Consider the following 12481-nt stretch of genomic DNA (forward strand, 5'->3'; position numbering starts at 1 on the left):
TGATAAGTAGGTAGTTACCGAGGTGGGCCGTCCCGAGGAGGGGCCATGGAACCGACCAACACCGAGTTCGAGCTACGTGGGGTCAACCACCTGGCGCTGGTCTGCTCCGACATGAAGCAGACGGTCGAGTTCTACTCAGGCGTGCTGGGAATGCCCCTGATCAAGACGATCGAGCTGCCCATGGGATGGGGCCAGCACTTCTTCTTCGACTGCGGCGGAGGCAACGCCCTGGCGTTCTTCTGGTTCCCCGACGCGCCAGAGGCGATGCCGGGGATCTCGGCGCCCAAGGGCCTGCCCGACCGCGGCGAGCTGCTGTCGGCCGTCGGCTCCATGAACCACATCGCCATCGACGTCCCGCCCGAGCGCATCGAGGAGTACCGCGACAAGCTCATCGCCAAGGGCGTCGACGTCGGGGTCATCCTCAACCACGACGACAGCGAGTTCGGCGTCGCGCCCGAGATGCACGAGGGCGTGTTCATCCGGTCGCTCTACTTCAAGGATCCCGACGGCATCCTGGTGGAGTTCGCCGCCTGGACCCGCGCGATCGGCGAGACCTCCCGCGTGCGCCACGACCCCAGGACCGCGGCCGACCGCACCGTGTGACCCGCTCACTTGGAAAGCGGGTGTCGCCGCTCACGTGTGCGACCCCGCTCGCGTGAAAGCGGGTGCGACCCCGCTCGTGAAAGGACGCATGGATGCCCCGTCTTCGCCAGGTCCCCCGGCACGAGGTCACCGATCCGCTGACGCTGTTCTTCTACGACCGGCTGTTCGGGCCCGGCCGCGATCCCGTCGCCGAGCCCGGCACCGCGACCGGCTCCCCCGGGAACTGGTGGACGGTCTTCGCCCTCGATCCGGTGATCTTCAAGCACTGCGTGAAGGGCTTCCAGGCCTACCGCGAGGCCAAGCTCGACCCGGTGCTGCGCGAGCTCGGCCAGACCAGGGCCGGGTGGGCGCGGGGCAGCCGGTTCGTCTTCTCCCAGCACTGCAAGCAGATGCGCGCCCTCGGCGTGCCGGAGGACAAGGTCCAGGCGGTCGCCCACTGGCAGGTGAGCGACCTGTTCGACGAGGTGGAGCGGGCCGTCCTCGCCTACACCGACGGGCTGGTGCTCGACGGCGGGCGAGTGCATGACGAGATCTTCGAGACGCTGAAGCGGCACCTGCCCGATGAGCAGATCCTCGAGCTCACCTATTTCACCTGCCTTTACGAAATGCACGCCACGATGTCAAGGGCCCTGCGGCTCGAATTCGACGATCGGCCGGAACCCGTCGCCGAAGTGCCCGCACCGCAGGGGTACGGCGCCCGTGACATAGCCGATGAGCTGAGCTGAGCTCGCGCGTCGCGATGGGACGAGCGTGAACGGAGTCGCCGCTCGGCGCGCCGACAGGCCCGTTCGGCGATTGGTGAGACGCCGGCGCGGGTCGCGAAATTACGCTTCCGGACAACCGGATAACTAGCCCCATCAGGCTAGTTACGCCTCTCTTCTCCCTAGGAGAGTGTGTTGACCACGCCACCCAGCGAAGAGCGGCCGGCTCGCAGCGACCGCAGCCCGTGGAACTGGCTGCTGCTCGTGCCGATCGTGATTCCTTTGCTCACCCCCCTGTACAACGCGGAAGAGCCACGCCTGTTCGGGTTCCCGCTGTTCTACTGGCTGCAGCTCGCGTTCATCATCCTCGGCGTCACCGCCACCACGATCGTGTACCAGGTGGGCAAGAAGAGGAGCGGGCGATGAGCGAGCACCTCACCGAGATCATCGTCTTCACGATCCTGTTCGCCGTGGTCAGTGGCATGGGCTTCGTCGCGGCCCGCTGGCGCCGCCCCGACAACCTGGCGAGCCTCGACGAATGGGGCCTCGGCGGCCGCAAGTTCGGCTCGTGGGTCACCTGGTTCCTGGTCGGCGGCGACCTGTACACGGCGTACACCTTCGTGGCCGTCCCCGCGCTGCTGTACGGCGCCGGGGCGACGGGCTTCTTCGCCCTGCCGTACACGGTGATCACCTACCCGCTGGTGTTCCTCGTGCTGATCCGGCTCTGGTCGGTCGCCCATGTGCACGGCATGGTGACGCCCGCCGACTTCGTCCGCGCCCGCTTCGGCTCCCCCACCCTGGCCCTGCTGATCGCGATCACCGGCCTGGTGGCGACCATGCCGTACATCGCCCTGCAGCTGGTGGGCATCGAGGCCGTGCTGAAGACGATGGGGGTCACCGGCGACCTGCCGCTCATCATCGCCTTCGCCATCCTGGCGGCCTACACCTACCAGTCGGGCCTGCGCGCCCCCGCGCTGATCGCCTTCGTCAAGGACGCGCTGATCTACCTGGTGATCCTGGTGGCGATCATCTACATCCCGAGCCAGCTCGGCGGCTGGGGGTCGATCTTCGACGCCGCCAAGTCGAAGTTCGCCGCCACTCCCGCCGTGACCGACGGGACCCTGCTCAACGCCAACAACCAGCTGCAGTACATCACCTTGGCCTTCGGGTCGGCCATGGCGCTGTTCCTGTACCCGCACAGCGTCACCGGCGTCCTGGCGGCGCGCAACCGCGGGGTGATCAAGCGGAACATGTCCGCGCTGCCCGCCTACAGCCTGCTCCTCGGCCTGATCGCGCTGCTCGGCTACATGGCCATCGCCGCCGGCATCAAGCCCATCACCACCAACGGCAAGGCGGACGCCAACACGGTGGTCCCGCAGCTGTTCGACAAGGTGTTCCCCGACTGGTTCGCCGGGGTCACCTACGCCGCCATCGGCATCGGCGCGCTGGTCCCGGCCGCGATCATGTCCATCGCGGCCGCGAACCTGTTCACGCGCAACATCTACAAGGAGTACATCAAGCGCGACGCCACCGACGCCCAGGAGGCGGCGGTCAGCAAGATCGCCTCGCTGGTGGTGAAGATCGGCGCGGTGCTGGTCATCCTGCTGATCGACCCGCAGTTCTCCATCGACCTGCAGCTCATCGGCGGCGTCATCATCCTTCAGACGCTGCCCTCGGTGGCCCTCGGCCTGTACACCCGCTGGTTCCACCGGGCCGGCCTGATCGCCGGATGGGCCGCGGGCATGACGGCGGGCATGCTGATGCTCTACAACATCGCCAACCCGGCCATCAACCACGCCCACTTCGGCGGCTCGGCGTTCCCGCTGGCCAAGCTCGGCCTGGACACCAAGATCACCATCTACGCCGGGTTCCTGGCGCTCGCGGTCAACCTCATCGTCGCGGTCACCGGGACGATGATCGCCCGTGCGGGCAAGCTCGCCGACGGCGGCGACGCCACCAGCCCGACCGACTACCTCGCCGACGAGGGCGACCCCCGCGTCCAGAAGATCGAGCTCTCCGGCTCCCACTGACCGGCACTGTTCCGGCCCTCGCGGCCGGTGCCGGACGGCGGACCGCGCCCGGCGAGCCCTCCGGGGCCGCCGGGCGCGTTCAGCTTCGCTCGCTGTCGTCCTGAAGGTAGCCGGGGTTGGCGACCTGGAGCTTGCCGCGCACGGCGGCGACGAGCGCGTCCGCCAACGCGGGCCCCTCCTCCAGGCGTCCCTCCCGGATGGCCGCGGCGAGCCCGGCGTCACCGGTGACGCCCAGGGCCGCCAGCCGCCCGGCGTGCGCGGCCGCTTGCGCCGGTCCCAGCTCGATCTCCCGCTCCACCATGCCGAGCACGTTGATCGCGACCCGCGTGTGGAACGCGGTGCGGCCGTCGACCGCCGGCAGGACGTCGGACGACAGGAACTCGCGGACCGCCGCCACCAGTTCGGCCGCCGACGGGACGTCGTGGAGGGATCCGGCCGGGGCAGGGCCGTCTGATGCGGTCACAAGAAGGCTCCTCACCCGTTGACCCGGCAACCATCGTCCGATGAGATCGTCGCATGAGCTTCGCCGTTCCCGACAGCGTGCGCCCGATCCGCGACGCCGTCCACGCCTTCATGATCGAGCGCGTGGAGCCTGCGGAGAAGGTCGTCCACCAGGGAGGCGAACCGACCGCCGCCCTGCTCCGCGACCTGCAGCGGCAGGCCAAGAAGGAAGGGCTGTGGGCGCTCGGCCATCCCAAAGAGCTGGGGGGCGGCGGCCTGCCTTTCCTGGACTACGTCTACGTCAACGAGGTGCAGGGGCGCAGCGAGCTCGGCCAGCTGGCACTGGGCACCTTCACCCTGCAGGACTCGCTGATGCTGCACCGGTACGCGAACGCCGCCCAGCGCGAGCGGTTCCTGGTCCCGCTGGTGCAGGCCGAGATCTGGCCCAGCTTCGCGATGACCGAGCCGGAGGTGTCCAGCAGCGATCCGACCCAGTTGCGGACCACGGCGGTCCTGGACGGCGACGAATGGGTCATCAACGGGCACAAGTGGTTCACGACCGGGGCCGACCGTGCCGCCTACACGACGGTGATGTGCCGTACCGAGCCCGACGCGGCGCCGCACATGGCGTTCTCGATGATCCTGGTCCCCACCGACACGCCCGGGTACGTCATCGTGCGCGACACCCCGGTGCTGGGTATCGAGGGCGGGCACTGCGAGGTCCGTTACGAGGACGTACGCGTGCCCGCGCAGAACCTGCTCGGCCCGCGCGGGCAGGGGTTCGTCATCGCCCAGGAGCGGCTCGGGCCCGGCCGCATCTTCCACTGCATGCGCTGGCTCGGCCAGGCACAGCGCGCCTTCGACCTGATGTGCCGCAGGCTCCACGAGCGCACCGCCTTCGGCCGGCCGCTGGCCGACAAGCAGCTCATGCGCCGGCACGTCTTCGACTCCTACACCGAGATCCAGGCGGCCCGGCTGCTCACGCTGAACGCCGCGCACGCCATCGACCGGGGCGAGCAGGCCAGGGTGGAGATCGGGGCGGTCAAGGTGGTGGCCGCCCGCATGCTGCACAACGTGATCGACCGGGCGATCCAGGCCCACGGCGCGCTGGGCCTCACCCCTGACACGCCCCTCGACCGCATGTACCGGCACGCGCGGGCGGGGCGCGTGTACGACGGGCCGGACGAGGTGCACATCGACTCGGTCGGCCGCCGCATCCTCGGCGAGTACACGACCGGGGGCAACTGGGAGTTCGGCCTGCGATGACCGGCGCACCCGGCCTCGTCGAGGGGTTGCTGACGGAGGTCTTCGGCGCGGGCACGACCGTCACCGCGCGCGGCCGCCTGCCCGGCGGCGCCTCCAGGGAGACGTGGTCCATCGACGCGGTGACGCCGGCCGGTGTGTCACGAGCGCTGGTCCTGCGCCTCGACTCCCCCGGCGCCACGCTGGAAGCCGGGGCGGGACTGGCGCGCGAGGCGGCGCTGATGCGGGCCGCGGGCCGGGCCGGGGTGCCGGTCCCCGAGGTGCTCGCCGACGGGACCACCGGCGGCGCGGCGTACATCCTCATGGCCCGCGTCGAGGGCGAGACCATCCCCAGAAGGATCCTGCGGCGGTTCTCCGGGCTCGGCCCGCTGCTGACCGACCAGTGCGGGGAGATCCTCGCCGCGCTGCACCGGATGCCGCTCGACCCGTTCGCGCCCGGCCCGGTCTCCGCACCCGGCGTGAGCGGGCCCGAGCCGGCGCCCAGCGCGAGCGGGCCCGAGCCGGCGCCCAGCGCGAGCGGGCCCGAGCCGGCGCCCGGCGTGAGCGGGCCCGAGCCGGCGCCCGCGGCCGAGGACCCGCTGAGGACATGGCGCGATCTGCTGGACGCCACCGGGCAGCCGCATCCGGTGTTCGAGCTGGCCTTCAGGAGGCTGGCCGCGACCAGGCCGGATCCTGGCAGGACCACCGTCGTTCACGGGGACTTCCGCAACGGCAACCTCATCGTCGGGCCGGAGGGGATCAGGGCCGTGCTCGACTGGGAACTGGCCCACACCGGCGACCCGGTCGAGGACCTCGGCTGGCTGTGCGTGAAGGCGTGGCGCTTCGGGTCCGAGAAGCCGGTGGGCGGCTTCGGGGACTACGACCGGCTCGTCCAGGCGTACGAGAAGGCCGGCGGGCACCCGGTCGACCGGGACGCGCTGCGCTGGTGGGAGACGTTCGGCGTGCTGAAGTGGGGCGTCATCTGCGTGATGCAGGCCATGCGCCACCTGCGCGGCGGAGCCGGTTCCGTGGAGCTCGCCGCCATCGGCCGCAGGGTGTGCGAGACCGAATGGGACCTCCTCCACCATCTCGGCCTGCGGAACGGACCCTCCGGCGGTTGAGCCCCGCGCCGGCGGCGCGAGGACTCAGCCCCGGCGGGCGGCGGAGGTGCCCGCCATCGCGGCGACGATCACGTCGGCGAGGCCCTCGACCACCTGCCGCCGGTCGACCTCGTGGTGCTCCAGCCACCAGTCGCCCGTGGTCTGCACCATGCCGACGAACGCGTGACCGAGGATCTGCGCGCGCACCGGGTCGCCCACGGTGCCGTCCATGGCGATGACCGCGCCGAGCTCCTCGCCCAGGCTGCGCACGATGGCGGCCATGTGGGAGTGTGTGCGGCTGTCCTCGGCGCCGGCGCGGTGGAACAGGAAGCGGTAGAGGTTGAGGTTCGCCGAGATCATCTCGAGGTAGGTGCCGATCGTGGCCTCGGCCCGGGAGCGAAGGTCGCTGCGGGACTTGGCGAACTCCGGCCGCAGTTGTTTGATCAACCTGCGGATGTGCCGATCGGCCAGTGCCTGGTAGAGGCCGCTCTTGTCGCCGAAGTGCCGGTAGAGGATGGGCTTGGTGATGCCCGCCTCGGCGGCGATGGACACCATCGAGGCCTGCGGGCCCTCGCGCCGGATGACCCGGTCGGCCGCGTCGAGAAGCGCCCGCCGCCGGTCCGGATCTCGCCCGGCGTTCCCCGCCACGGTCGCCATGGGGAAAGCATAGGGGCACTTCGCCGTCACGTACCGCTGTCGCCGGATCGCGATCCCCGGTGAGCGGCCTCTTCCCCCAGGAGGCGCGATCACCGCAAAACTATGATCTATGCGGAAATACCGGCATAGCTGTTCCGGTAGTGTGCCGGTCGCGAGACGCGACGGAGGTGGAAGGTGGCCGAGCCTGGGGCCCCTGAGATGGCGGGCTACGAGGTGCTCGGGATCCTCGGGCAGGGCGGCTTCGGCGTGGTGTACCGCGCCCGGCAGCTCGCCGTCCGCCGCGAGGTGGCGCTCAAGATCGACAACCGCGTGCTCGTCTCCGAGCGTGACCGCCGGCGGTTCATGCGCGAGGTCAGCTCGGCGGGCGCCCTGTCGGGCCATCCGCACGTGGCCGACGTCTACGACGCCGGCGTGCTGGGCGACGGCAGGCCGTACATCGTCCTGGAGCTGTGCCCGGGCGGCTCGCTGGCCGACCGCCTGCGCGCCGAGGGCCGGCTGAGCCCGCGCGAGGTCAGGGACATCGGCGTGCGCATCGCCGACGCCCTGGCGGCGGCCCACGCGGCGGGCGTGCTGCACCGCGACGTCAAGCCGGCCAACATCCTCGTCAACGGCTACGGCATGGTGGCCCTGTCGGACTTCGGCCTGGCCACGACCGCGCAGGCGGAGGCGGAGATGTCGGTGACGCGCGAGTCGCTCACCCCGGCGTTCGGCCCGCCCGAGGCCTTCGAGCTCGCCGAGCCGAGCCCCGCCGGCGACGTGTACTCGCTGGCCGCCACGCTGTACGCCCTGCTCAACGGCAGGCCCCCGCGATTCCCCGAGGGCGGGGTGGTCAACATCGCCATGATCATGGCGATGCACCGGCGGCCGATCCCCGAGATCCCCGGAGTGCGGCCGGAGCTGACCGCCGTCCTCCGCGCCGCCATGGCCACCGACCCGGCCCGGCGCATCCCCTCCGCCGCCGCCCTGAGGGACGCGCTCTCGGCGGTCCCCGCCTCCGCCCTCTCCGGTTCCACCGAGCCCGGTTCCCCCGCCCCCGGTTCCGCCAGGCCGTCCCGGCATACCGGGCCGTCCACGCCCGCCATGCCGTCCACGCCCGCCATGCCGTCCACGCCCGCCATGCCATCCACGCCCGCCATGCCATCCACGCCCCCCATGCCGTCCAGGGCCACCGGACCGTCCAGGCTCAGCGGACCTGCCGGGCCGTCCAGGTCGTCGGGGCCGTCGCCCGAGCGGCGGGCCGGGCACGGCGTTCGGGGCGGGCAGCCGGTCCCGACGGGGCCCGGCGCGCGTGCCGCGGAGGTCACGCGGCCCCCTCAGGCGGGGCTGTTCGTGGCGGTGGCGGGCGTGTTCGCCCTGCTGCTGACGGTCGGGACCGTGATCATGCTGAGCGAGGGCCGCACCCCGTTGATCACCACCGTGACCGAGCAGCCGGACGTGAAGGAAGCCGACGCCGGGCCGGTGTCCGCCGCACCGTCCGCCGCCGTGCCCGACGTCCCCGCCGGGCAGGTCGCGACCACCACGGTGAACTGCCCGGCGGCGGAGGTCGCCGGCGCGAACGCCGCCTGCGGGAAGGAGGCCGAGTGCTGGGGCGGCATCGTCTCGATCTCCGGGTCGGTGACGGTCAAGAGGCGCGGCTGTGAGGAGACCCACTCCTGGGAGACGTTCGCCGTGGCCCCGCTGCCCGTGGACACCATCACCTACGACCTGAACGACCTCGAGGCGCACCCGGTGGTGAAGAAGCTCTGCTCGATGCCGGTCCTGATCCAGTCGAGGTCCGATGCGGCAAGGGCCATCGCCCCCAGCAAGTGGATGATGTCGGTGCTGCCGCCCAGCCCGGAGGCCTTCAAGGAAGGGGTCCGGATCTACCGCTGCGTGGGCGGCGTGATCGGCCAGGACCGGCCCGGCACCTACTTCAGGCCCTTGAACTGATCCCAGCCCGGCCCCCGGCTGATCCGGTCCGGCCCCCCGGTCGGCCCGGCCCGGCCCCCCCGGCTGATCCGGCCCTCCCTCGCCGCACGGACCGCGACACGCCGAGGGAACCAGGGAAATTCCTGGAACTCATGGGAACCATTGGTACGCTCCGGGCGTGAGTGATTCGCTGGACGATCTCGAGGAGCGCATCACCGCGCTCCGTGGACGGATCCGGCAGGCCGTGCGAGCCCGCGAGACCGTCCTCGCCCGGTCGCTGCGCGCCGAGCTCAGAAGGGCCGAGCAGGCGTGGGACCAGGCGCTGGCCGCGCACGAGCCGGCGCGGGAGCACGACGAGCCGGATCCTTCGCCCGGCTCCCTGCTCCCGGTCCGCGAGCAGGTCCACCAGGCGCTCACCCTGCTCGGCGTGCCCGCCGCCGCCAAGATGATCGTGGCGGTCCACGAGGCCCTGCGTGCCGGATCGCTCAAGGGCACCCAGCTCACGAGCCTGCGCAGGGACGAGGAGCGTTCCTTCCGCACCTCGCCGTTCGCCCGGCCCTACTACCTGTGCGCCGCGCTCACCGATCGCCTCTCGGCCTCCCGGGGGCTGCTGGCGGTCAGCACCTGGCCGCTGGAACGGCGGGTCATCGGCCCGCTGAGCCCGCGCGTCGACTTCCTGACCACCGCCATCCGCGTGGCCGAGCACATCATCCGGCAGGCCGAGACCGGCGAGCAGGCGCCGCCCAGCGCGCAGCGGCTGCTGTCGCGGTTCGCGCAGAACATCCCCGGAGCCGCACCGGAGACCCGGGCCTACGCCACGCATGACCTCGACGATCGCTCCCCGCGAAGTGCGGGTGCGGGCCAGGGCCCGCACGACCGCGGGTTCGGCGCGGGCTTCGCCGTGCCGGATCCCGCCGTAGTGGTGCGGGCGGCCCAGGCGGAGCTGGAGGTCCATGCCCGCGCCGACGCCACCGCCCGTGCGGAGATCGCCGATCGCGCCCGAGACCGGCTCCGTGACACCGAGCGCCTGTTCGGCGGCGCGGTGCTGGCCTGGCCCGGAAAGAGGCGTCGTGCTGAGCCCGGTCCATGGAGGTCCCGCGCGGGAAGCCGCGCCGGGGCCGGCACGCGAGCCCGGGGCGGGAGCCGTACCGAGCCGGGTGTGCTCGGGCACGGCCGAGAGAGAGGCCTGAGGTGGACCGACTCGACCGGCTACGCGGCGCGGTGCCGCCGCGCCCCCACGACGCGCGGGCCATCGCCGCCCTGGCGGCCAACCCCGGATGCGCGCGCCGCGCCGTGCTGGACGCCGCCGGCATCGACAAGGACGCCACCGCGACCCATCTCGGCTTTCCCGCGCCCTTCGGCCAATCGCCGTTCGCCATCACCCGGGGCAACGCCTTCGAGTCGCTGGTCAAGGAGAGCGGCTGCGCCGAGTTGCTGAGGTTGCTGCGCGAGATCCTCGGCCTGCCGATCCCGCTCGCGGCTTACACCGACCTCGGCGACATCGGCGGGAACCCCTCGGCGCACCTTCGCCACTCCCACACCCGGAAGCTGATCGAGCGGGCGGCCTGCGACCGCGGCGACGCCGGAACGCTCTACGACCATCCGCTGCTGCGGCTGGACATCGCCGGGCACACCTCCTACCTGGAGCCCGATGTCGTCGCCTTCCGGCTGGGCGAGCGGTTCCACATCGTGGAGATCAAGTCGTTCGCCATCGTCGACGGGCAGGCCGAGCCGGAGAAGGTCGCCGCGGCCGCCCGCCAGGCCGCCGTGTACGTGCTGGCGCTGAGGAACCTCATGGAGGAGCTCGGCCACGATCCGCGGCGGGTGTCCCATGACGTCGTGCTGGTGTGCCCGGAGAACTTCGCGAACCGGCCGACCGCGACGCTGGTGGACGTGCGCAGGGAGCTCGCCGTCCTGCGCAGGCAGCTCGCCCGCATGACCCGGGTCGGCGCCATCGTGGACGCCCTCGAGCCCGATCTCACCTTCGACCTGGCGCCGGACGCCGACGGGGTGGCGACCCGCCCGGTGACGGAGCTGCGTGAGGCGGTGCGCGGGGTCGACGCCCGGTACGCGCCCGACTGCCTGTCGACGTGCGACCTGTGCTTCTTCTGCCGGGACGAGGCGGCGGCCGGGGGCTCCACCGACCTGCTGGGCCGGCAGGTCCGCGACGCGCTCGGCGGGGTGGCCACCGTGTCCGAGGCGCTGGGCCTCGCCGACGGGTCCCTCACCCCGGCCGAGGGCCAGGAGGAGATCGCCCGCCTGCTCCGCCTGGCCGACCGCATCTACGCGGAGGTGTCGTGAGCACGCTGGCCGCCCTGGCGCGCCTGCGCGCCCTCCAGACGGGCAGGGCCCAGCGGCTGGCGACGGTGCGCCACTGCCACCTGTCCGAGCGGCCCATGGTGTTCATCCCGCTCCGGCTGGCGGGCGAGGCCGCCGCGCCGCTGGCGGCCATGGCCGGCACCGATCCCCGCCACCCCCGCCTGCTCGTGGTGCCCCAGCCGCGCGACCGTGACCTGCGGTTCGCCTTCACCGCCGAGCTCGCCGAGGTCATCCTTCCCTACGTCGAAGGGCTGCAGAAGGCGACGGAGACGGTCGAGCGGCGTGGCAGCGAGCCCTACGAGCGCTGCGTCGACGCCCCGCAGCTCATCGTCCCCAACCGCGGCTCTGTGGCGTTCGTCCACATGCTCGGGCGCTCGACCCGGTTCCGCCGCGCCGAGGGCCCGTACGCCGTCCATCCGTCGGTGCCGGTGCTCGGCCGCTGGCTGACCTTCCTCGCCCAGCGGGCGCAGTACCCCGGTTCCGCGATGCTGCTCGCCGCGACCGAGGCGCTGTCCCTGCACTGGGCCACCGGGCAGAGCATGCTGGAGGACGCGAATCTGGCGTCCCTGGTGAGCTGGATCGACCCGCCGCCGGGCATGACCGGAGCCGCCGCCGCCAGGGAGGCGGAGGATCCCCTGCTCTGGACGCCCGCCGGACCGGCCACCGACCCGGGCTTCGACACCGAGGTCCTCGCGCCGGCCATCCGGGCGTACGAGGACACGCTCACCGAGCACGCGGCCGCCCGGGTCGGGGAGGCGGTGCGCTCCCAGCTCGAACCGACCTGGCGGCTGATGTGGCGGGCCATCGGCCTGCTCGGCGCCCTGCCCGCCGGGCCCGGCACCGCGGCGCGCTGGGAGGGCGACCGGGCGTCCTTCACCAACTTCGCCGCACAGCTCGCCGAGGGCGGTCCGCCCCAGCCGAAGCGGGACGGCGCGGTCGGCGCCGCCTCGCGGCTGGCGCGCATGGAACGTGCGCAGGCCTCCTACGACGCCCAGCGCGCCTACGACGACCCCTTGGTCATGGCGGGATACCGCCTGACCGGCGAGGCCTTCACCGGAACGGTCCTGGCCACCGAGCCCGATCGCACCGAGGGCGAGGGCAGGGGGCGCAAGCTCCGGCCGCTGCTCACCGTGCGCACCTCCGACCCCGTACGGCTGGCGCCGGGCACCCGGCTCGGCACGCCCGAGCGGCGCGGCCAGCAGGCCGAGGTGGTCGAGATCGCCGGTGAGCACGTCACGCTGAAGATCGTCAAGGGGATGGGCCGCGGCAGGACCGCCACGCCCGGCGCCGTGCCCGAGGTCGGCGAACGCGTGTCGTACGCCTCGCTCACTGAGGAGTTCCAGCCACCGCCCGGCCTGCCCGCTCCCGAGGACACCCCGTGGACGCACGGCGGTCCCCCGGTGGAGTACGTCCCCGCCGACGAGGAACCCGAGGAGGAGTGGTCATGATCTCGCCAGGTCGTGCCCCCGGCCCGCGCCCT

At 72.3% G+C, this 12481-nt stretch carries 11 protein-coding genes; 9 read left to right on the forward strand and 2 right to left on the reverse strand.

Annotated elements, in window-relative coordinates; all coding sequences use genetic code 11:
- The first annotated feature begins 45 nt into the window (after positions 1–45).
- The 4 genes from ABD810_RS39950 to mctP all read left to right on the forward strand — a co-directional run bounded on the left by ABD810_RS39950 (position 46) and on the right by mctP (position 3334).
- A complete protein-coding gene (locus tag ABD810_RS39950; protein WP_344953402.1) occupies positions 46–603 on the forward strand; it encodes a VOC family protein in 558 nt (185 codons plus the stop codon).
- Between the two features lie 92 nt (positions 604–695).
- A complete protein-coding gene (locus ABD810_RS39955) occupies positions 696–1328 on the forward strand; it encodes a carboxymuconolactone decarboxylase family protein (RefSeq protein WP_344953405.1) in 633 nt (210 codons plus the stop codon).
- Positions 1329–1496: 168 nt separating this feature from the next.
- Positions 1497–1730 (forward strand): DUF3311 domain-containing protein, encoded by a 234-nt coding sequence (locus ABD810_RS39960; RefSeq protein ID WP_344953408.1) that lies wholly within the window; start codon positions 1497–1499, stop codon positions 1728–1730.
- The gene (gene mctP, locus ABD810_RS39965; RefSeq protein WP_344953411.1) at positions 1727–3334 is read left to right on the forward strand and encodes a monocarboxylate uptake permease MctP; all 1608 of its coding nucleotides are present in this window, start codon (positions 1727–1729) and stop codon (positions 3332–3334) included. The genes ABD810_RS39960 and mctP overlap by 4 nt, the downstream gene beginning before the upstream one ends.
- Positions 3335–3413: 79 nt before the next feature.
- On the opposite strand, the gene ABD810_RS39970 is transcribed toward mctP, so the two are convergent.
- A complete protein-coding gene (locus ABD810_RS39970; protein ID WP_344953414.1) occupies positions 3414–3797 on the reverse strand; it encodes a DUF6285 domain-containing protein in 384 nt (127 codons plus the stop codon).
- A gap of 53 nt (positions 3798–3850) precedes the next feature.
- Between ABD810_RS39970 and ABD810_RS39975 the strand changes: the two genes are divergently transcribed.
- Together ABD810_RS39975 and ABD810_RS39980 are read left to right on the forward strand one after the other, a co-directional pair.
- On the forward strand, positions 3851–5041 hold the full coding sequence (locus tag ABD810_RS39975) for an acyl-CoA dehydrogenase family protein (protein ID WP_344953417.1): 1191 nt from the start codon (positions 3851–3853) through the stop codon (positions 5039–5041).
- Positions 5038–6138: a phosphotransferase family protein gene (locus tag ABD810_RS39980; RefSeq protein ID WP_344953420.1), complete on the forward strand. Its 1101-nt coding sequence runs from the start codon at positions 5038–5040 to the stop codon at positions 6136–6138. Before ABD810_RS39975 ends, ABD810_RS39980 begins: the two co-directional genes overlap by 4 nt.
- A gap of 24 nt (positions 6139–6162) precedes the next feature.
- On the opposite strand, the gene ABD810_RS39985 is transcribed toward ABD810_RS39980, so the two are convergent.
- On the reverse strand, positions 6163–6774 hold the full coding sequence (locus ABD810_RS39985; RefSeq protein WP_344953423.1) for a TetR family transcriptional regulator: 612 nt from the start codon (positions 6772–6774) through the stop codon (positions 6163–6165).
- Positions 6775–6948: 174 nt separating this feature from the next.
- On the opposite strand from ABD810_RS39985, the gene ABD810_RS39990 reads away from it, so the two are divergent.
- The 3 genes from ABD810_RS39990 (at position 6949) to ABD810_RS40000 (ending at position 12449) form a co-directional block, all read left to right on the forward strand.
- Positions 6949–8703: a serine/threonine-protein kinase gene (locus tag ABD810_RS39990; protein WP_344953426.1), complete on the forward strand. Its 1755-nt coding sequence runs from the start codon at positions 6949–6951 to the stop codon at positions 8701–8703.
- 1272 nt (positions 8704–9975) lie between these two features.
- A complete protein-coding gene (locus ABD810_RS39995) occupies positions 9976–10983 on the forward strand; it encodes a hypothetical protein (protein ID WP_344953429.1) in 1008 nt (335 codons plus the stop codon).
- Positions 10980–12449 (forward strand): hypothetical protein, encoded by a 1470-nt coding sequence (locus ABD810_RS40000; RefSeq protein ID WP_344953432.1) that lies wholly within the window; start codon positions 10980–10982, stop codon positions 12447–12449. The genes ABD810_RS39995 and ABD810_RS40000 overlap by 4 nt, the downstream gene beginning before the upstream one ends.
- Positions 12450–12481 lie beyond the last annotated feature (32 nt).

It is taken from the genome of Sphaerisporangium flaviroseum, assembly GCF_039537005.1.
Lineage (GTDB): Bacteria > Actinomycetota > Actinomycetes > Streptosporangiales > Streptosporangiaceae > Sphaerisporangium > Sphaerisporangium flaviroseum.